This is a genomic window from Shewanella olleyana, assembly GCF_023283825.1.
Classification (GTDB): domain Bacteria; phylum Pseudomonadota; class Gammaproteobacteria; order Enterobacterales; family Shewanellaceae; genus Shewanella; species Shewanella olleyana.
Genome location: NZ_JAKILD010000023.1, coordinates 18,336 through 40,452 on the forward strand (window position 1 = coordinate 18,336; position 22,117 = coordinate 40,452).

General features: G+C 39.8%; 14 protein-coding genes and 4 tRNA genes. 10 read left to right on the forward strand and 8 right to left on the reverse strand.

The annotated features are described in order from the left end of the window. Window positions 1-6: 6 nt before the first annotated feature. Both L2735_RS15755 and trmB read right to left on the reverse strand, forming a co-directional pair. On the reverse strand, window positions 7-333 hold the full coding sequence (locus L2735_RS15755) for a 50S ribosome-binding protein YggL (RefSeq protein WP_248985622.1): 327 nt from the start codon (window positions 331-333) through the stop codon (window positions 7-9). 56 nt (window positions 334-389) lie between these two features. Then, entirely contained in the window at window positions 390-1,106 is a 717-nt protein-coding gene (gene trmB / locus L2735_RS15760; protein WP_248985623.1) for a tRNA (guanosine(46)-N7)-methyltransferase TrmB, read from the reverse strand. A gap of 319 nt (window positions 1,107-1,425) precedes the next feature. On the opposite strand from trmB, the gene mutY reads away from it, so the two are divergent. The 6 genes from mutY (at window position 1,426) to L2735_RS15795 (ending at window position 10,786) form a co-directional block, all read left to right on the forward strand. Continuing rightward, window positions 1,426-2,538 (forward strand): A/G-specific adenine glycosylase, encoded by a 1,113-nt coding sequence (gene mutY, locus L2735_RS15765; RefSeq protein WP_248985624.1) that lies wholly within the window; start codon window positions 1,426-1,428, stop codon window positions 2,536-2,538. A 20-nt stretch (window positions 2,539-2,558) separates the two neighbouring features. Continuing rightward, a complete protein-coding gene (locus L2735_RS15770) occupies window positions 2,559-2,837 on the forward strand; it encodes an oxidative damage protection protein (RefSeq protein ID WP_248985625.1) in 279 nt (92 codons plus the stop codon). Between the two features lie 714 nt (window positions 2,838-3,551). Next, window positions 3,552-5,354, forward strand: coding sequence for an aryl-sulfate sulfotransferase (locus tag L2735_RS15780; RefSeq protein WP_248985626.1), 1,803 nt, complete (start codon window positions 3,552-3,554; stop codon window positions 5,352-5,354). A gap of 405 nt (window positions 5,355-5,759) precedes the next feature. Further along, a complete protein-coding gene (locus tag L2735_RS15785) occupies window positions 5,760-7,160 on the forward strand; it encodes an MFS transporter (protein ID WP_248985627.1) in 1,401 nt (466 codons plus the stop codon). A gap of 4 nt (window positions 7,161-7,164) precedes the next feature. Further along, complete coding sequence (locus L2735_RS15790) at window positions 7,165-9,582, forward strand: GH36-type glycosyl hydrolase domain-containing protein (protein WP_248985628.1); 2,418 nt, start codon at window positions 7,165-7,167, stop codon at window positions 9,580-9,582. Window positions 9,583-9,919: 337 nt separating this feature from the next. Beyond that, on the forward strand, window positions 9,920-10,786 hold the full coding sequence (locus L2735_RS15795; protein ID WP_248985629.1) for a CBM9 family sugar-binding protein: 867 nt from the start codon (window positions 9,920-9,922) through the stop codon (window positions 10,784-10,786). 139 nt (window positions 10,787-10,925) lie between these two features. Here L2735_RS15795 and L2735_RS15800 read toward each other — a convergent pair whose 3' ends face one another. Further along, on the reverse strand, window positions 10,926-11,501 hold the full coding sequence (locus L2735_RS15800) for a YceI family protein (protein WP_248985630.1): 576 nt from the start codon (window positions 11,499-11,501) through the stop codon (window positions 10,926-10,928). Between the two features lie 132 nt (window positions 11,502-11,633). Further along, a complete protein-coding gene (locus L2735_RS15805; protein ID WP_248985631.1) occupies window positions 11,634-12,185 on the reverse strand; it encodes a cytochrome b in 552 nt (183 codons plus the stop codon). Between the two features lie 394 nt (window positions 12,186-12,579). Between L2735_RS15805 and L2735_RS15810 the strand changes: the two genes are divergently transcribed. The 4 genes from L2735_RS15810 to L2735_RS15825 all read left to right on the forward strand — a co-directional run bounded on the left by L2735_RS15810 (window position 12,580) and on the right by L2735_RS15825 (window position 13,212). Beyond that, window positions 12,580-12,655 (forward strand) — tRNA-Phe (locus tag L2735_RS15810). A 5-nt stretch (window positions 12,656-12,660) separates the two neighbouring features. Then, a tRNA-Thr gene (locus L2735_RS15815) sits at window positions 12,661-12,736 on the forward strand. A gap of 319 nt (window positions 12,737-13,055) precedes the next feature. After that, window positions 13,056-13,131: transfer RNA gene (locus L2735_RS15820), tRNA-Phe, on the forward strand. 5 nt (window positions 13,132-13,136) lie between these two features. Continuing rightward, window positions 13,137-13,212: transfer RNA gene (locus tag L2735_RS15825), tRNA-Thr, on the forward strand. A 794-nt stretch (window positions 13,213-14,006) separates the two neighbouring features. Here L2735_RS15825 and L2735_RS20210 read toward each other — a convergent pair. The 4 genes from L2735_RS20210 to L2735_RS15845 form a co-directional block, all read right to left on the reverse strand. Beyond that, on the reverse strand, window positions 14,007-14,159 hold the full coding sequence (locus L2735_RS20210; RefSeq protein ID WP_428848320.1) for a transposase domain-containing protein: 153 nt from the start codon (window positions 14,157-14,159) through the stop codon (window positions 14,007-14,009). 201 nt (window positions 14,160-14,360) lie between these two features. Further along, a complete protein-coding gene (locus L2735_RS15835) occupies window positions 14,361-16,967 on the reverse strand; it encodes an endonuclease (protein WP_248985632.1) in 2,607 nt (868 codons plus the stop codon). 63 nt (window positions 16,968-17,030) lie between these two features. After that, complete coding sequence (locus tag L2735_RS15840) at window positions 17,031-20,162, reverse strand: ExeM/NucH family extracellular endonuclease (protein ID WP_248985633.1); 3,132 nt, start codon at window positions 20,160-20,162, stop codon at window positions 17,031-17,033. A 33-nt stretch (window positions 20,163-20,195) separates the two neighbouring features. Continuing rightward, on the reverse strand, window positions 20,196-21,248 hold the full coding sequence (locus tag L2735_RS15845; protein WP_248985634.1) for a porin: 1,053 nt from the start codon (window positions 21,246-21,248) through the stop codon (window positions 20,196-20,198). Window positions 21,249-22,117: the final 869 nt, after the last annotated feature.

Genomic DNA, 22,117 nt, shown 5'->3' on the forward strand with positions numbered 1-22,117 from the left:
GCTAAATTAGCCCCACCAGATATCGTATAATGCGCTGACTTCAAGCTGAGAAACTTTCTTCGCTTCCCAGAATGCTTTAACGGCTGCCACATCTTCTTCGGTACATTTACCGATCTGTTGTGTTGCAATGATGCCTTCCCACATTTTATGGCCGCCACCGTGAAAACCTAGATTACGAGGCTCAATAACTTGATCGATAAACTCATCAACCGCTTTATCAATCTCTTCTTCAGAAATTGACTCTTCGAAAGTCCAGATCACATCAAAACCAAGTTCTTGGAACTCATCAACGCGTAATTTTTTACGTAAACGGCGATTGCGATTCTTAGCCATGTTTTTATCCTAGTATTTTATCGTTTATAAATGTTTTAAATCAAAACCGAATAAGCTTAGCTTACTCTTTCGAACATTAAATCCCAAACCCCATGACCTAAGCGATGTCCACGGGCTTCAAATTTAGTTAAAGGGCGATGATCTGGGCGCTCAACTACTGTATTGGTTTCAGATTGGTTCTTATAACCTTCAGCATCAGACATCACTTCAAGCATATGCTCACTGTAGTTTTCCCAATCAGTTGCCATATGGAAAACACCACCAATTTTTAATTTACGACGAATAAGTTCAGCAAATTCAGCTTGAACGATACGGCGTTTATGGTGACGTTTTTTGTGCCAAGGATCTGGGAAAAACAACTGCACACGGCTTAATGAGCCATCAGCAATACTGTTTTCGAGCACTTCCATAGCGTCATGACGATATACGCGAAGGTTAGTAACTTCTGCTTTACCAGCATCAACTAAACATGCACCAACACCCGGCTTGTGAACTTCAATCCCAATATAATTTAGTTCAGGAGCTGCTTGTGCCATTTCAACTAAAGAAGCGCCCATACCAAAACCGATTTCTAATACGGTATCAGCTTCACGATTAAATACTTCAGCAAGATTAATAGGCTCTGGAGTGTAATCTAACCCCATTGTTGGCCAGTATGATTCAATTGCTTGAGCTTGGCCTTTAGTTAGGCGCCCTTCTCTCAATACAAAGCTTCTAATCTTACGAATATATTTACCATCTTCGTTAAATTCAGCGGTAGTCACGTCGCTCATGTTTGCCTCATCAATTGGGTGCTTTATAAAAGTGACCCAATGTTTCACTTCAAATTCATAAATAGTCGGTAAGTATATCGCAAATTCAGCCTGACTAAAGTAGTTAACGTGGTTTCAAGCAAAGATTGTTACGCCTAAAGGCTATTTTTTACTGAAGTTTGATGAGATTAGTCAAAATACTCAATTGAACAGTTTTCAATAAGCATAAATTGACACTTAAATTAGCTGAATCAAGTTTGGAAGTTTCAGTTATTGATTTATCAGGTTTTGATTTAACTGCTGACTTGTTTATCAAAACGTCGCCATATACACTGCGCCAATGAAAAAAGTTAACTCCTTTTCCGAGCGTAATTTTTCTGACCGAATTGTCGCTTGGTACGATGTCCATGGCCGTAAGACGCTTCCTTGGCAAATCAATAAAACCCCATACAGAGTATGGATTTCAGAGATCATGCTGCAGCAAACTCAAGTCGCCACTGTTATCCCATATTATGAAAAGTTCATGGCGAGTTTTCCATCAATTGCAGATTTGGCGAATGCCAGTGAAGATGATGTTTTACATCATTGGACAGGTTTAGGTTATTACGCCCGTGCCAGAAACTTACATAAAGCGGCAAAGGTGGTTTGCGACCAACATAATGGCAAGTTCCCAGAGACTTTAGATGAAGTTATAGCGCTTCCCGGCATTGGCCGCTCAACAGCAGGCGCTATTTTATCCCTTGCTCTTGGCCAGCATCATTCCATTTTAGATGGCAATGTTAAACGAGTGCTTGCAAGACATGGCGCGATTGCCGGTTGGCCTGGACAAAAAGCAGTTGAACAACAACTGTGGACACTAACTGATTCACTAACGCCCAAAAATGATGTGCGTAAGTTTAATCAGGCCATGATGGATATTGGTTCAGCAGTTTGTACCCGCAGTAAACCGCGCTGCAATGAATGCCCCGTTGCTATTGATTGTAAAGCCCAGCTTGCTGGCAAACAAACTGAGTTCCCTGGTAAAAAACCTAAAAAAGCCATTCCAACAAAATCAGCTTGGATGTTAGTAGTAAAACAAAGTGGTCAAGTGGTATTAAATAAACGTCCACCAGCTGGAATTTGGGGAGGACTTTGGTGCTTTCCACAGTTCGAAACTGAGGCTGAATTAGATGACCATATTTTATCTGAATTTACAGACAAAAAAATTGTTCATACCAAGGCTGAATGGCTTGCAGGATTTCGGCATACGTTTAGTCATTTCCATTTAGATATTCAACCGATATTAATTGATATTGAATCAACACAAGATTTAGCAGAATTTGAATTCTGTGTAATGGAACAAAACCAGACACTCTGGTATAACATACATCATCCAGCTAAAGTCGGATTAGCCGCAGCAACCGAGCGGATTTTATCTCACTTAGTCGCACTTTCAGCAGCAGATCCTATTTAGGATCCCGTTAAGGAAACATCATGGCTCGTAATGTTAATTGCGCATATTTAAATAAAGAAGCTCCAGGTTTAGATTTTCAACTGTATCCAGGAGAAGTTGGCAAGCGAATTTTCGATTCGATCAGTAAAGAAGCTTGGGGACTTTGGCAGAAAAAACAAACCATGCTAATCAACGAAAATAAGCTCAACATGATGAATGTTGACGATAGAAAGTTCCTTGAAGAGCAAATGGTTAACTTTTTATTTGAAGGCAAAGACGTTGAAATTGAAGGTTATGTGCCTCCAACTGAAGACGAATAGCTTAAGCTTAATAAACTGACTTCAGTCATTTAGCTAGAATACGAGTATTGATCCATTAAGGTTGATACTCGTCTCCCTTTCAAAACAAAGCTCGCCTTTCACTAGGGCCTGTTAATCTTTCAAGGTTATTTTTGCAGCGAATTGTTGGCCATTTATACAAGGCAGAGACTTTGTGGTGTAGTTATTCTGCATAAAAATCAATAACGCAGTAAAAATCGCCAACAAACGCTGCCCAAAGGGCTCGACTAAAAGCGTTTTACTCTTTGTTGGATGAATCTTGCTTAGATGACTAGGCATCAATCCATCCGCCTCAATTAAAACGCTTTTATTTCGAGCAAAACTTAACCAGCAAAGATCAACAGGCCCTAATCACTTTTATTCCTACTCGCATTTATTGATATTTTCCTGTATCCAGCAAGATACTTCTCTATATACAGCAAGGAACTTCTCAATCCAGCAGATACTTCTCTCCATACTGCAAAATACTTTCACAAATCGATGCCAAATAACTTAGCTGCATAAACAAGCTTGAAAGATCTAAAGGTCTAGATAAATTCAGTAAACTTCTAAAAAGTTCCCAAATAAAAATAGAAATTTCATATTCGTGATTTTTCTTATAATTTGAAAATAATGCCAGCCCTTTGTTAGCCATACATCGTTTTTTCAATTAGATAGGTCGTATACTCACTGCAATTGTTTCTAAAGAGAATATTCATGGTTAAGCCACTCATTTACGCTGTATTAGCTGTAAGCCTTAGTTTATCTTTTCAAAATGCTAGTGCCGATCCATTAGGAATGAAACCCATTCCAGTACCTGATGCACCTTTAGGTTATTTAGTTCATAACCCATATGAAAATGCACCACTTACCGCATTAGTTACATTAAATGGTCATACTATTTCAGATGTTGAAGTGACGGTTCATGCCAAAGACGAGACAGGTGTGAGCATTCACTATCAAGTCGATGATATGCGTGTCATGAATGAGGGAGGCGTACCCATTTTTGGCCTATACCCTGCTTTAATGAATCACTTTACTGTGAACTGGACTGAAAACGGTAAACAGCATAGCCATGACTATCAAATGCTTACACCAGATATTGATATGGGCTTCTCAGAAAGCCAATGGGCTAAAGCGCCTTTGGTAGAAGTTGAGCATGTCGATGCCGACTTCAAAGACAGATTATATTTTGTTAATTGGACCAACCCAGACGGCAAAACAGGTCAACTTGCTCACAATAACCCTGATGCACCTGGCGCATTTTCTTGGGATGGTAAACCTGGTTTTTTCATCATTGATACCGCAGGTGATATCCGCTGGTATTTAAACCCTTACACGACCCATGATTCAAAAAGCTTTGAAAATGCGGGTTACGCCATGGGAATGAACGTCACTAAAGATGGCAATATGGTCTGGGTACAGGGCCAAGGCTGGAAAAAAATGTCGCTCATGGGAAGAATGATTTCAGAGCACAGCTTACCCGGCAACTTTATTGATGCCTCCCATGAAGGTATTGAAGCAGCAAACGGAAATATCTTCATTCGCGCAGCGGCTAAGGATTATCGCCGCCCAGACGGTAAGTTAGTCAACACTATTCGCGATCAAATCATTGAAGTAGATAACACAGGTAAGCTAATCGATTACTGGGACTTAAACACGATATTAGATCCCATGCGCGATGACGCCCTGTTATCACTCGATGCCGGCGCTGTTTGTCTCAACATTAATGCCGCACAAGCAGGTCATCAAACCACGTTAGAAGACTTACAAAGTGCTCCTTATGGTGACATCCATGGTGTTGAAACGGGCCGTAACTGGATACATGTAAATTCAATCGATTACGATCCAAGTGATGACAGTATTATCATCAGCTCTCGCCATCAATCTGCGGTAATAAAAATTGGCCGTGATAAACAAGTTAAGTGGATTTTAAGTCCATCGAAAGGTTGGTCTGAAAAGTTTGCCGCTAAACTTTTAACCCCAGTCGATGGCAAAGGCAACCAACTTAATTGTAATGAGAAAGGGCTTTGCCGCGGCACTGACTTTGATTTCTCTTACACCTCACACACTGCGTATTTAGTGCCTGAAAAAGGTACCTTAACCGTGTTTGATAATGGTGATGGCCGTCATTTAGGCCAACCAATGTTTGCTAACGAAAAATACTCACGTTCAGTGGAATACAAAATTGATGAGCAAAATCTAACGGTTGAGCAAGTATGGGAGTACGGTAAGGACGAGCTTGGTTATAACGGCTATTCGCCTGTGACTTCAATCGTAAAATACCAACAAGATAAAGACAGCATGATGAGCTACTTTGCATCAGCTGGATTATTTGGATTAGGCGGTGGTTACGGTAACTTAAAAATGGACGACACCACAGGTAAAGTGCAGTCTATTTTAGTGGAACATCGCTACGGTGAAACCAAACCCGCAGTGCGTATTAACATTAACAGCCACGACATGTTTGCCACAGGCTATCGCGCTCAAGTTATCCGCGTTCAAGAGATGTTGAAGTAACTAGTTAAACATAGAAGAGTAAGTTTTTAATAAACACTATTTCTATTTATTATGCGCTAAGTGATTTAAAGCCCTGCAAATAATTTGTGGGGCTTTATTGTTAGCACTCTCTTAGTGCTCTAAGCCAATGTCCTTCTGTTATAAATCACGCAACATAGGCTTCTTCTTACTTATATACCCCCAATCAAATACAGCTAAAACAGCCTCTCACAAGCCACTAAAGCCTGTTTCAATTTGAATCTGAATTAAATTAACACTGGTCAAAAAATGATTAATCATTTACATTCTAATAACAATGTAAGCGCTTACACTAATTGTAGATTAAAAATAATTATAAAAATCAGTTAGCTGTAAAGTTGCCATAAATACCAAATTTGGATGGAATCAACCAAGGTAATAATAACAATGGCTCAAGAACCTAAAACCTCATCAGCAACACTTCTATCTGAAAAGTTATCGTTAAAGGAAAAAGTGGGTTATGCCCTTGGGGATGTAGCATCTAACTTTTACTGGCGAGTATTCGATGTTTTTCTTTTCATTTTTTATACCGATGTTTTTGGTATTTCAGCTGCCGCTGTCGGCACCATGATGTTAGTCACGCGGATTATTGATGCCGTTTCAGATCCTTTAATGGGCGCATTGGCTGATAGAACATCTACTCGTTTCGGTAAGTTCAGGCCTTACCTGTTACTGGGCATATTACCCATAGCTGCAGCTGGCGTACTTACCTTTACAGTCCCTGATTTAGGCGATGATGGAAAACTCATTTGGGCTTACGGCACATATATATTTATGATGCTTGCTTATACCTTCATTAATGTCCCATATGGTGCATTACTTGGTGTTGTTACATCCGATAGTCAAGAGCGCACCACCTTAACCAGTTTTAGATTTATTGGTGCTTTTTCGGGCGGTACTTTAGTCGCTTATATGACACCTGAGCTCGTTAACCTTTTAGGTAACGGCAATGAAGCCCTAGGCTGGCAAATGACAATGGGTTGCTACGGTTTAATTTCGGCTGTGTTGTTCACCCTCACCTTTTTAGCCACTAAAGAACGTATTGCACCGCCGAAAAATCAGCAAACCAGTATCAAGCAAGACATCATGGATTTAACCAAGAATAAACCCTGGCTTATCTTGTTTTCGCTGGCGCTCATTATCATGTTCACCATTACACTTCGAGCGAGCACGGGAACGTTCTATTTTAAATATTACGTTGGCCGAGAAGACTTAATTGGCACCTTTACCGCGGTTTATATGATTTCACTCGCCATAGGCGCCGCTTCTACACCATTACTAAGCCGCTACTTTGATAAACGCAGTTTATTGATTGGTTTAATGAGTCTGGTTGCCATTTTCTCGGCAGGGTTTTATTTCATTCCAGCAAATAATTTAACCCTAATGTTTATTATGCAGGCGTTAATCGGTTTCTGCTTAGGCCCTAAATCACCATTGGTTTTCTCAATGTACGCCGATACCGCTGATTACTCTCAATATAAAAATGGTCGCCGAGCAACTGCAATGATTTTCTCTGCAGCGGCTTTCTCGCAAAAGTTAGGTGGAGCATTTGCAGGAGCAATGATTGGTTGCCTGTTATCTTCCATGGGGTATGTGGCCAATCAACAGCAATCGCCAGATTCATTAATGGGCATATTACTGCTCAATACCCTCATACCTGCAGCATTTGCATTAATCGCGGTATGGGTCGTCAAGCATTACAGCTTAGATGAACAGACAATGCAGCAAATCAATCAAAGCTTATATTCAACTAAGTCTAACGTTAGTACTACACCAGTTCAGGGTTAAGATAGTGATCACTTACAATCAACAAAATGGCGCAGTAACGCTAAATTGCCCAATCAGTATGCCAAATGCTTGTGGATTTTTGTGGAACAAAAACATGATGATTCAAATGAATTGTCGTGGATATGCTGTCGCGCAATTTATGCAACCTGAGCCAGCAAAATATGCCCATGGCCCTGCCCTTGAAGCTAAAACATTCATGCAGCCTGAACATGCCTATTTTAGTCATCATCCAGGGCGTTTTTTTTATATCAAAGATAACCATACAGGGGAGTTTTTCTCATTACCTTACGTGCCTGTTAAACAAAAACCGACAAGCTTTGAGTTTATCGCCGCTAAAAATAAAATCAGCTGGAAAGTAACTCACTTAAACCTAACCTGTGAATTAAGCTTATCGCTTACGACAAACGATACCGCCGAGCTATGGCTGTTATCGGTTATCAATCATGATGAAACAACTCGTGATTTAAGTATCTACAGTTACTTCCCTGTGGGATATATGTCATGGATGAATCAATCGGCGCGATTTGATAATGAGCTAAATGCAATTTTATGCGAGTCAGTAACGCCTTATCAAAAAGTTGACCAATATTTCACTCAGCAAAATTTTAAAGACAGCACTGTATTTTTAAGTGATAGAAAGCCTGTCAGTTACGAAACTCGGCAATCTATTTTTGAAGGCGAAGGCGGATTAAACAATCCAGATGCGATTAAAAAACCAAACCTTGCTTCGCAACCTGCTCATTACCAAACTCCAGCTGCGATAATGCAGTTTGACCTTACCCTAGCACCTAACGAATCAAGTGAAACCAATTTTGTGTTTGCGCCAGTAAAAGATGCTAAAGAAGCCGCCATGCTTAAGCAAAAGTACTTAGCTTCTCCTCAAACACTCAAAAATGCTAAACAGGATTATCAAGATTATATCGCTCAAGCTGACAATCAGCTTCATATTAAAACAGGTACTCAAGCGTTTGATAACTTTGTAAATCACTGGCTCCCCAGACAGGTGTTTTACCATGGTGATGTTAATCGCTTAAGTACCGACCCTCAAACCCGTAATTACCTGCAAGATGCCATGGGGATGATGTATATCGCCCCAGATAAAACCAAGGCTGCATTTATTAAAGCGCTTTCGCAGCAGCACGCTAATGGAGAAATGCCTGATGGAATTTTGCTTAATGCGGACTCAGAACTTAAATACATAAACCAAATCCCTCATACCGATCATTGTGTGTGGCTGGTGATTTGCATTGAAGCTTACTTAAATGAAACAGGTGACTATGAGTTTCTTAAGCAACTTGTGACTTTTGCACCAGTCAAAACAACTGCAATAGAAAACGGCGCTCAGTTAGAAGCTGGAACTGCCACTGTTTTTGAGCACATTAACCTTGCATTAGATTTCCTGTGGTCACAGCGTGATGACAGAGGATTAAATTATATCAATCAAGGTGATTGGTGCGATCCAATGAATATGGTGGGCTATAAAGGCATTGGTGTATCAAGCTGGCTAAGTCTAGCAAGTGCATACAGTATGAAGTTATGGGCTCAAGTAAATGACTCTATAGACAATAAAGCCCAAAGCGAGAAATGGTTACTTAAGGCAAATAAGCTCAATCAAGACGTCAATCAACACTGCTGGGATGGTGAGTGGTTTGCCCGTGGTATTACCGATGCCGGAAATTGCTTTGGAGTTAGTAATGATATTGAAGGTCGGATTTATCTAAATCCTCAAAGTTTTTCAATGCTGTCTGGGGCAATTAGCGACAAGCAATGGCAATCAATGCAATATCAAATCAAGCAGCAACTACAAACCCCTTTTGGAATGATGATGCTGGCGCCAAGTTACACTCACATGCACGAAGAAGTGGGACGATTAACTCAAAAATTTCCAGGAACCGCTGAAAATGGATCTGTTTATAACCACGCAGGGGCATTTTATATCTATGCGCTATTTGAACGTGAAGAAACTGAAGTGGCCTTTGAGTTATTGCACACCATGATTTGCGCCCAATCAGATGAAGATGCTCTTGCACGTGGGCAACTGCCTGTATTTATCCCTAATTATTATCGCGGAGCTTACTTTCAATATCCTGGCGACGCAGGCAAATCGAGTCAATTATTTAATACTGGCACTGTGGCTTGGATTTATCGCATTGTCATTGAACAATTAGTGGGACTCAAAGGTGTTAAAGATGGCCTTAAAATTCTGCCTCAGTTGCCTAAAGCTTGGGATAACATCAGCGTAAAACGCCAATTCAGACAAGCGAGCATTAAATTAGATGTTCTGAGAGCCAGCGATATTGATGAGCAACAAGTCTATGTTGATAATAAGCAGCTTATTAAAAATAGTCGCTATGAATTCGTGCTTCCAGTTGAAGCCAATACTGAGTACAACATCAAGGTATTATTGCCTATTCATTTATAGCACCAAATAATAGCAATGATTTATAGAAGCAACTGGATTGGCAAGCATTAGTTTAGTAATAAACCAAATTGCAGATTTTAAATCGTTATCTATTAGTCTTGATTGTTTAGTGGTCATTTTTAGTGAATATTATTTAGTGGTCATTTCTAGTGAACTTTTTTAGTGACCATTTTTAGTGAACATAGTTTATTCGTAATAGTTCTTATGGCTCATTTGTCATATTCAAGTAAGCTAATGCCAATATGAAATGAATGATATAAAGCTTGGATAATATACACAGCAATATGAACTCACTTTCTAAGCAGCGACAAAGATTAAATTGGGAGCAAAACACACTATGGATTGGTTTAATAAACAGTTTTCTGCTGAAATTAAGACCGAAGACTTACCACGTAAGAATAAAGCAAAAATAATCTCAGCTTTGACAATGACAGCTGTAATATCATCAGCCGTTATTGCTGCAGACATTCAAGCGCCTCTAAATCAAGACGAGCATCAAGAGCATATTCATCCAATCATCGAAGTAAACTACGCAAACGCTAAACTCAATATTGACGGTATGCCAAATGAAGTTGACTGGCAACAAGCCAAATGGCATCCGATTGATCAAATGATCATTGGCACAGAAATTTCGGCAGATGACTTCAGCGGTCAATTCAAATTATTGTGGCGTGAGAACAAGCTCTTTTTACTCACTGAAGTCATAGATGATGTCATGTTTGATCAAACTGCAGATCCAACCGTGCTTTATTGGGATGATGACACTGTAGAAGTTTTTTTAGATGAAGACGCATCTGGTGGAGAACACCAATACTCACACAATGCTTTTGCGTATCATGTTGCGCTCGATAAACAAGTTGCAGATTTCTCAACACTTAAACAAGCAACTACATTTAACGACCATATCGACACCAAATGGAGCCGCGATCCTGTTAATCCCAAAATAATAAACTGGGAAATGGCTATAAACATTTTCCCTGAAAATTATAATGATAGCTTAACAGGGTTTGATCCTAAACAAGTTTCACCAGTCACTCTAACGGCAGGAAAAGTCATGGGATTCATGCTTGCCTATTGCGATAATGACCGCTCTCAAACTCGAGAAAACTTTATTGGTTCTCACCCTATAAAACCCATTGATGGCGACATGAACCGCGGTTATAAAGATGCGAATGTGTTTGGCAAAATAAAACTGATTAAGTAAAGACAAAGCACATCAGCTGAGATAGAAGAATATTGAGATAAAGAATGCCGCAAGCTATTACCTGATAAAGGTAAATACTCGCGGCATTTTATTTAAGCTGTTATTTTCCTATTAAAATCGGAAAATGACTAAATCAACGCTATTGCTTAATACCTTCAATAATAAGGTCTAAGGTTACATTCGCTGATGCAGGACCTAAATCCATTTTTATCCCAAAGTCTTTCATCGCAAATTCAGTCGTTCCAGCAAAACCTGCGCGATAACCGCCCCATGGATCTTTACCTTCACCAATAAATTCTGCATCAATCGCAATGGGCTTAGTCACACCATTTAAGGTTAAGTTACCATTTAATACGATTTGTCCATTTCCCTTATCTTCGACGCCAGTCGATGTAAACTCTGCATTAGGGAATTTAGCCGTATTTAAAAAGTCGCTACCACGTAAATGCTTATCTCGCTCAGCATGATTTGAGTCAACACTGGTGGTATTGATAGATACATTCACTTTTGAGTCAGTAACTTTATCAGCGTCGTAACTGAAGTTGCCACCAAAGTCATTAAATCGGCCAGCGACAAAACTATAACCTAAATGGTTTACTTTGAACTGAATTGAAGCGTGAGCGCCTTGGGTATCAATAACATAATCCGCTGCATTTGCAGTCAATGGTAATAATAGTGCAGAGCCGATTAAGCCAGCGATAAGTTGCTTTTTCATTTGGTATTTCCTTATTAAAATCACTTTGTCAGTTCGTGTTGTTTGTTAATCTAGATGTAAACGTTCAAACGCTATACTTGCGTTAATCATAAAGTGGGTTATTAAAATAGTTATTGAAACCTTGTTCATTTGTTACTTTTTAATAGGCTTGATGATCTTGGATAAAGTGCTGTCTTTATCAATCAGTTGATGCTTTATCGCACCAGCCGCATGAATGAATACAAGTGCAATTAAACTATAAGCTAAGTATTCATGAACAAGACCGGCGATATCTTCTTGGTTACTAATAAAACTGCCTAATGAAGGCACTTCAAACCAATCAAATACCATGATCCCTCGCCCATCTGCAGTTGATATCAAAAAACCGCTGATCATGATGCATATCATTAAAAGATATAAGGCTCTGTGCGCCCATTTAGCTGCCTGTTGCTCCCAAGGCTTATGGTTTGAATGTGCTTGCGGTTTTACTGATATAAAACGCCATAGCAATCTTATTAACGTTACGGCAAGCAGTAAAAGGCCAACACTTTTATGAATATCTGGCGCTGTTTTATACCAACTACTGTAATAAGTTAGATCAACCATCCAAAAGCCTAAGCCAAATAAACCGATCACTGTTAATGCACTTATCCAATGAATAAGGATAGTGATTAACCCATAGCCCTTGTTCGTGTTTGTTAGCATCAAGCTTGTCCCTTTCTTGTCCTGTTGATTACGCTGAAATTGATTTTATAGAACAAACTATAAAATAAAATCGCAAAATTAAGTCGATACCATTCTATTTTATAGAAAGGTTTTACTCCTAGATTGATTTACACCTTCGAGTCTCTCAAGTTAGTGGTTGATGACTAGAACTGGCTTTATCCAATATATAAGCCCTTTCATACTTTTTTAAGCTAAAAACCATCCAGTTTGGATACTTACTAGCCTAACGAATAAAAAGAATTAAAAAACCACTTGCGCGATTAAAATCATCCCTATAATATGTGCGCACTCCAAACGAGACAGGCATTAACAACTTGTTTATAAGTTAAGTTATTACCTAGTTTGAAGTAGCAAACTAACGCTTAGTTTAGTTGCCCGAATAGCTCAGTCGGTAGAGCAGAGGATTGAAAATCCTCGTGTCCCTGGTTCGATTCCGGGTTCGGGCACCATATTAGCCGGCATAGCTCAGTTGGTAGAGCAACTGACTTGTAATCAGTAGGTCCCGAGTTCGACTCTTGGTGCCGGCACCATATACAGAACAGCCACTCAATAGAGTGGCTTTTTTGTGTCTGTAATTTAATTTTCTTATCGCTATATACTAGACTGTGATGCTGAGCTAAAAATCGACATAGCCTCGCAAAAATGAGCACTATTCACGTTGTCATGCAGGTAATTGCTCACTAATACAACATGCAGTTATATATCGGCGATAAAAGCTTAAAAACCACTTGCAGAATGTAAACCAGCTCTATACTATGTGCGCACTCCAAACGACACAGGCACTAACAACTTAGCTATAAGTTGGCTTAGTATCTAGTTTGAAGTAGCAAACTAACGCTTAGTTTAGTTGCCCGAATAGCTCAGTCGGTAGAGCAGAGGATTGAAAATCCTCGTGTCCCTGGTTCGATTCCGGGTTCGGGCACCATATTAGCCGGCATAGCTCAGTTGGTAGAGCAACTGACTTGTAATCAGTAGGTCCCGAGTTCGACTCTTGGTGCCGGCACCATATACAGAACAGCCACTCAATAGAGTGGCTTTTTTGTGTCTGAAATTCTTCCTACCTATAGCTTCATCACTGTATAAACACTCCCTTACCTCTTCCTTTAAATAGAAAGGTTAGTTTTATCTGTCATATCCCTGCATTAGTTAGTGTTTAGCTTTCAAGCAACCATCAAATCAATATCTATACTGAAACGACATGACTCATATAAACACACCAAACCGCGACTTATTAAATCACTAATTTAACGACTACATTATTAGTCGTTAATTTTAAAGCATCAAACTTAAATACTCAGTTACCTTGGTCCTACTTTAGGCTATGGCATCAGCTGCAAGTAAACTCAACATATTAGCTATATGAGCTGATGACGTTGCCCAAGCCAACATCAGTACTTTTACATTTAGTTTAATGGGTATATACCCAAACAACCTGAAGATGCTCGATTTCAGCAAGAATTTACACGCGTTTAGGCAAGGCATTGATTGCGGGTAATGGTTATTCCCTTTTCAAAATCAATAACGCAGCATAAACGCGTGTAAAACTTGCCCTCTGGGAGTTTCACCGTGTTCCCACTACGTTGTTGCGCTAATTTATAAGGGACCTACATTACCGCATTAACGCGCCTAGTATTGAAAACACGGTGAAGCTCTGAAACACGTATCTTCAAGTTGTTTGGGTATAAGACAACTAGATCGATTACATCGCTAAAGAGCTAGATAGTTTGAAGTCTAATTTGTTGAGAACATGTGTAATTGACCTACCTCGGTACAAGCCAACCCCGACAAGCAACCGAACAACTAGCTCTGTGGGAGCTTTCGTCGTCTCATGCTGGCTTGATTTGTCTCATCAAGCGCTTGGTATATCCATTCCAATGGAAGCTCCTTTTGAAAGAGCGCAAGTGAGTTTGGAAAAGCGAAGTCATCAACATCAATATGCCTGTGTAACAACATAAAAAATACCCTCAAATATAAATACTTGAGGGTATCTCAACCAACCACAGGATCAGTCAACTGATCAATTTGTTCTTAACTAATCGACGTTAACTCAATGAGTGGCTTTTTTATGTGTTATCAGCTTTTACTAAAACTCTTTAACTTGTACACAGAAGCAGTGAATCAATTTGCCACTGCAACTTTTACAAGCTAACACAATTAAGACATGCGACGACGCCAAAGCAGTGAAATAAGTACTAATAATCCAGCACCTAAACTACCTGCACCATCTGGCTTAGTCCAACCGTTTTCTGTCTCATTTTGGACATTAACATTTACAGAACTTACAAATTGTTCGTCACCATCAGTCACAACAAGTTGGAATACTAAAGCTTGATCCACAGAAACTTCTGGCGCAGTCACATTAAGCACAAGTCCACTTGCTGAAAACTCAGCTGATTGACCTGATAACTGACTCCAGCTATAAGTTAAACCCGTTGGTTCATCTGCAATTGCAGCGGTAATGACTGTAGCTTCACCTTGAGCTAACTCAGTGTTACCACTGTAGCTAATCTCAAAAGATAAAGGCACATTGACGACTTTAACTGTCACTGTTTGTGTCGCTTCAAGTGAGCCATCACTCACCGTTAGAACAAACTCTAATGCAGTATCAACTGTCACTTCAGGCGCTGTTAGCGATAAAACGGCACTTGTAGCCTCAAACGTTAACTCAGGTCCACTAGTTTGTTCCCAAATAAAACTTAACTCACTACCCTCTTCAATGACTGTTGCTGATGCATCTAAAACAAAAGCACCGGTTTCATTGACCATTTCTGGTGCAGTCACGATGATATCGACATCAAGCTCAGGATATAACGGATCACCACACTGGTCGCCGTATACTTGTTGAACCCATTCAGGATAATCAATAAACGGGTTACGGTTACCTTGATATTTGTAAACAATATCATTGCGCAGTGTATCTCTAGCATCTACTGGATCTTGTTGATGCCATGTATATAGCGTACATAATTTGCCATGCAGCGGCTCATTATTTGATACTTCATCTGCAGTAGTGATACGGTCAACTGCTATCAAGTCAGGCATATTGCTGTCGTTGCCTTGATAACGAGTATCCATGTACATGATCATTCGTGCCACGTCGCCTTTGACTTCATCTCTAGGCTCAAAACAGCGAGCACCTGCGTCAAGGTAGTTACCTGGTGCTTCAGCAACTTCAACGCCTGTAGCACTACACTCATTAAAGTCATAGTTACTACGTGTTGAATTCACTTTTACATTGGTTGGACGTAAATGATGAGCATCGGTATAACCTAATTGCGACTCACTCGGAAAACCATGACTTTTAGCCCAAACATGCTCACGGTTCCAATCACTAGTATTGCCACCGTTATTTTGCTTAGACACTGATAAACCAGTATATAGTTCAATCACATTGCTGCTATTAGCAGGATCTTCATCAGAATATGAAAGCGCTGTCCACACTTGCTTATAAGTTAATTGTTGATGACCAGAAGCAATGATAGTGGAGATTGCATTTTTCATTGCTTGAGCATCTTCAAAACTACCACTTAATACATCGGTATAATACGCATTAGGTTCAAAGGTCTCAGGGTCTGCAACTGGAGTGAGTTCTTCACAACCAGAACAAGGGCCTAAGTCAGGATCTGGATCGACAGGTGTTTCACCACATGCGCTTTCTCCAGCACAGCCTAAACCATCAGCTGTATCTTTATCAAAGGTAACCCACTGGTTATTATCACCAGGGAATTCTGCGCTAGCGTCGGTATCACCCATGGTGACACTTTCTTTGCGTCTTAAGGTTTTATCTTTGGTTGAGAAGTTGGCATCATTTGGATCAGTCCATTCTGAACCAGGATCTTCACCTAATTTACCTAAACGGTCGATAACAACATCGTCTTTATATAGTACTAGTGCGTCATCACCGTTAAAGTAAGTCACTGTCGATTCAGTGCCTACTTTAAACGCATCATCAGCACCGCTGTTATGAAATACAATACTTTCGCCAGCAACTAACATACCAGTTAAGGTTTCAGTGTTGCCTGCATCTGTGCTGCCATTGCCATAAAGACTCAGCGTATATACTGCAGCATCTAAATCAATGTCACTGCCACCAACATTTGAAAGCTCAACGGCTTTATTACTACCACCCCCTTCAACATATTCGGTGATAAGTAATACACCTGGCTCGGCAGTACATGCTCCTTCTCCAGGGCAACCTAAACCATCGCTAGTGTCTTTATCAAACACAACCCACTGGTTATCTGTACCTGGGAAGTCTGCTGAAGCATTCGTATCACCTGTGGTGATGTTCGCTTTGCGTCTTAAGGTTTTATCCTTGGTAGAAAAATTAGCATCGTTAGGATCAGTCCACTCTGAGCCAGGATCTTCTCCAAGCTTTCCGAAGCGGTCGATAACCACACCATCTTTAGTCAGTAATAAAGCGTCATCACCATTAAAGTAAGTTACGGTTGACTCAATGCCCACTTTGAAAACATCTTCAGCACTAGCATTGTGATAAACAATACTGCTACCTGCTGCTAATGTACCGGTTAAAATCGACGAATTACCAGCGTCAGTTGAGCCGTTAGAATAGAGAGTTATTGCATACTGCGCTGCATCAAGATCAATGCTGCTACTCCCGAGGTTTGAGATTTCAACGGCTTTATTACTACCGCCACCCTCAACATATTCAGTGATAACTAAATCAGCGTTTGCAGTAGCTGAAGAAACTGCTAGCAGTAGGGCAACAGTTTTAGCGACTGCATTAATTTTATTATTCATAGTCGTATCTTTTTGTTAGTTGATGAAGTGCAGCCTGAGCTGCACCTCAACTTAGGGTTCAACTTACTTGCGATTACGGCGACGAAGCGTCGCTAATCCCAACAGACTCAGTAGGCTTATTAATCCAGTGCTACCACCGCTGCCATCATGTTTTTCTTCTTTGATGTCAGCCACGAGTGCATCTCGACTTGCGATATTGATGTCTAACGTTACGGTTGAACCGTCAACAACTTTACCTTCTCGCTCAAGTGTCACTTTTGCTGAAAAACGCGCAGATGGTGCACCAAAAACTTCAAAGTTCACTAAAGTTTCGCTGTCTTGAGTTAACACCACATTCGGTTCAACCAATTGGCTCATATCCAATTTTGCTTCATCGTCTTTTGGAGTGAGTTTAATTTTGGCAATATCACCAGCCATTGCGCCAGCGGCTTCAGGGATCTGATAAGGCACTTTGACTAATTTATTCAGCTTAGTTAGATGAATAGGTGTATTTGAATCACTTTCACCAGGCATGTAGCTTAACGTGACTAAAGCAGGGTCATGATCAGAAGAGCGGAAATGATCTTCAGCATAGAACTTGTTGTATTCATTGCTGTAGTCACCTTTATACTCATTGTTATAATCGTAAAGGCTCGATTCTGCGGCATTAATATGCCAATCAGAAGCATCAAGTACACGATTTTCTAACGATGGAGAAATTAAGATATGGTCCAATGAACCTACTTCGTCGTTATAAGAATAACTCCAAGGCGTTTTACCCTTTGCTTCAAATACTTTAGAAATGATATCGATGTAACCATAGCTTTGCGTAATCGCAACAGGCGAACCGTCACTATTAAACTGTGGCTTACTTCCAACAAACGTATGACTTGCAGTCATTAACGTTTTATTGCGAGGGTTTTCAGTTAATACCAGCAATGGATCTTCTTGAGCGTAAGCATTTAAATCGCCCAAGATAATGCTATCACCTTCCACTGATTTCAATTCTTCAGCTAAATGCACCGCACCTGAGATACGGAATTCAGAACACGAGCCTTGGAAGTCAAGATCTGGTGCATCGTCTTCCCACTTAGTTGCATCGCCAAACTCAACGCCTTGCCAATCTTCCCAACATGTTGAACCTTTAGATTTAAAGTGGTTAACCGCTAACGTTAAACGTTTACCAGTTTGATTTACAATAAAGGTCACAACAAGTGCATCACGATGATAATTTTGACCACTCTCTAAAATCTCATCTCGGCCATCTTTAATGACTTCGTTGTTGTCATTTACAATAGTAGGTGCCTTTTGTTGTGGCATAGTCACAACGCGAGTACGTTCAATACTCATCTTACTTGGACGATAAATAATGCCTGTTGCAATCGCATCAGAGCCCAGGGCATCTAACTCATCAAGTATTTGGTTGCCATTGTGGTCAAAGCCTACAAACACATAACGATTCTCAGTCGAGTAAGGCTTGTCATGGTTGTTGGCATATTCATCGTTGTAGTAAACATTCACTTCATTGACTAGATCTGCAATGGCACTTTTAAGGCCGTAACCATTGTTTTCAATCTCCATCAAACCGACAACGTCAGCATCAAGCGCACGAAGCGCTTCAACTAATTTTGTTTTCTGTTGAATGAATTCATTGTAGGTATCTGCACCACGGCTTTGGCCGAATTGGTTTTGATCGCCACCAAATGGTGAATTGAAATAGTTGAACAGGTTTTGACTTGCAATACGGATAGCAAATTCATCACCTTCCGTCGTTTCATCAATATCAGGGATATCTGTTCTTGGTAAGTTGTGAATGAAGTTATCGCTCGTTAGCTCATTCGTTACTGTTAAGCTGTAATCGCCAAAACTATAACTTATAACACCTTCCATACCGACAACACTATCATCGATACGAACATAGTTATCTTGAGGAGCTATGCCAAAATTAGGAAAATAAGGGATATCATCATTACCCGCTTTAGTCGCACTTTCTATGACTAAACGATAATCATCATTTTGTGCAGCAGCTGCAATAGATTCTGGTGTACCTGCGACATTAAGCTGATTTGGCTGCATGTTAGGTCGCATATATGCCAAAGTCATATTATTGCGGTAACTATCGTAGTTAAAACTGAAACTACGTGACACTCGCATATCTTGCTTGCCCTCATCTTGAGGACGCATATCTTCAGGTAGGTTAACCAACATGCCTTCATAGCGTGCTAGTGTTGTCTCAAAAGAACCTCCATCAGAGTCTAAAATTTCGATGTCGGTCGCAACTGTAGGAGTAAACTCACTGTTAGTCACTTCCCAACTTTCAGCACTTAATTGTGTCTGGCCATAACTTTCAGCAACATCACTGCCCAAGCAAACCGTACGACCCACTAACTCGCTGTCAGCACTACCACTTTCAACAAAGATGCCGTCAGAGGTTAATGGATTACCATCAGACACTTCATCACGTAAGTAGAAACCCTTCTTTGGAATATCGACAACTGCAGTAACAACACCTTGAACAGCGACATTTTCACCTTTAAGCGGTGACTCTCCACCAGTACCTTGAATGTCACTAATTCGGGTTAAATCGACACAAAAGAATGGTTCATAAGAGTCGGCAAGGTTAGGAGTCCCTACCGTGCTCATATCTAATGGAGTTATCACTTCCCATTGTGATGCATCAAATGTGCTTGAAGGCGCAGGAGCATTACCTTCGCTATCTTGGCGACGTCGTAATGTTGTATCTTCAGCCCAAACACTGGTGTTGTCGGCAGCGCCTACTCGATCGATTATGATATCGCCATTTTTAATGTAAAAACCGTCATTACCACTTAAATAAAAATCACTGTAATTTCCGTTACCTTCACCTATGACATATGTGCCACCATTGTCAGTAATAATCTGCTTATATTCATCACTGGCAGCAACGTTTAATACTACTACTGATTTGCCTGCTTCAACTGTTATGCCAGTTAATAATGGCTCACCAGCAGCTGACAGCATTTGATTTTCATATTTACCATTACCCCACATAAATGCGGCAGTATCATTGGTAAAGGTGAATGATTCAGTAGCGTGAGTATTGGTAATTTCAACAGAGCCGACTTCAGCTCCATAGTTTTTTTGCACCATTTCGGTGATCAATAGATCATTAACACCTGCGTTAGCACCGACGCTAATAACACTGGCTATGGCCAGCGAAAGAAAACTTTTCTTCATAGTAAACTCGATAATTAATTACTTGGAATGATTCTAGAAATACATACGCACATAGGCATAAGCAGCTTCTGGAGCTTCGCCAACTCGGCCTTCAACAGACAAAACGATGTCTCTTGCTGGACGGTAGTTAAAACCTAAACTTGCCCAGCGACGCTCTTTGCCGTATTCAGCAGGAAGTTCTGTATAATCGAAGTTAGGACTTTCAACATCCCAGCCTTCATATTCTTCATGGTTTGCTGAAGCGATGATCTCCCAAGATTCATTAAGATCGTATTTACCACTTAGCGTTAAGCCGTAGTTGCGGAAAGTTTCATAGGCTAGATGAACATCACCACTTTTACGGGTTGAAAGGTCTTCGTCTTCCAAGAAGCCATTAAAACCAAAAGCAAGATCCGAAGTCACATTGACACGCATGCCAAGACCCACTAATTGCTGTTCTCCATACTTTGATTGCCCTTCTGAACCACCTCGTGTTTCAACACCGGCTACCACAGAAACAAAGTCTGACTTCCAGCCAAGATAAGCATTGACGATGTCACCTTGCGGAGAACCATTTTTATGTTTACCTTCATAAGAATAAGAAACGCCATAAACTAAATGGTCGAATTTAGCTTCATATTTAACGGTATTTTCTTGATCGCCTGCTTCACCAGTCTCTACTGATTTATTGAAAGTAAAATCACCAAAATGATCATATTCATCAAAAGCAGTATCTGTTAAACCAAGCTCAATCCAGTGATTATCATCAAACACATAACCGACATACATTTTGTCGATTGCAAGTTCAAATTCTCCATCACCACCAAGCCAATTACGACGTTGATAATCCAGTTCTAAGCGATAAATATAATTTTTGTTTTGTCCTTTAACACCTAAAGTGGCAAAGCTATCATCTACGTAGCCTTTGGTATCGTAAAACTCATCATGGTTATAATCAGCATTGGTGCCGAAATGGCCCCCAACACCTACTTCACCGAATAGGCGAATATAATCTCCATTGTCTGCCTCATGTAGTGAAACTGCACTCGCAGCATTCATACAAAATAAAGAGGCAAAGGCAATTGCAACGGTCGTTTTCTTTAACATCGCATGTATTTCCATTAGTAAACTGCAACCTGTCGAACTTAGGCTGAGTTCGGGCTTTATAATTAGTTATGAGAGGTTGATTTATTGGAATTTAAGAAAGTTGAACATCATTTTTAATAAAATAATGAACACTAAAGTTTCTTATGGGTTACGAAAATGTTAAGTGGCAAATTTATAAAACAACAAACTTATTAAATAATTCTTATATAGTTACAGTTCGTTTTTAATAAATTAAATCTAACTGTAATTAAATATATTTAAGGCTTTAATAAGTCCCAGCAAAGAAAAGGGAAACATGAATCTTTACTTTTTTGTCACAAAAAGACCGTATAAATCAACTTCGCAATAATATGTAAGCTTCAAGCTCATGGCAAGTTACATTTTAAAGGTGAACATTTAACACGTTCACCACTTTAATTAACCTTTATCCGTATAAAAAGATAAGCAACAAAGACAATATAAAACCTTAATTGTTCGCAAAATAAAACAAGAGTTATATTTAACATTTATATTTAAATAAAAACTGGCAGTTATACAAAACTAGTCAAATATGAAAATGAACATGTATTCTATTAATAGTACAAAACATTAGTTAATGAGCTTTATTAGCTATAAGTTAATTGATTAAAAAGCAATCGATAGTGAAGAGTAAATCGCTATTTTTTAATAAAATAAAAATGTTAAAAACTAGACATTAAAACAAAAAACCTTTGTTACATTTTGTATACCGCCTCCATTAATACTCTAGAACCCTTCCAAGCTTTGACTAATACTCACAATTTGATACAGCTTGACCCACTACTAGCTATTTCTTCGCTGTTGCACACAATTTTAGATTAAGTCCGTTTGATGAGATCTTGGATTGATTG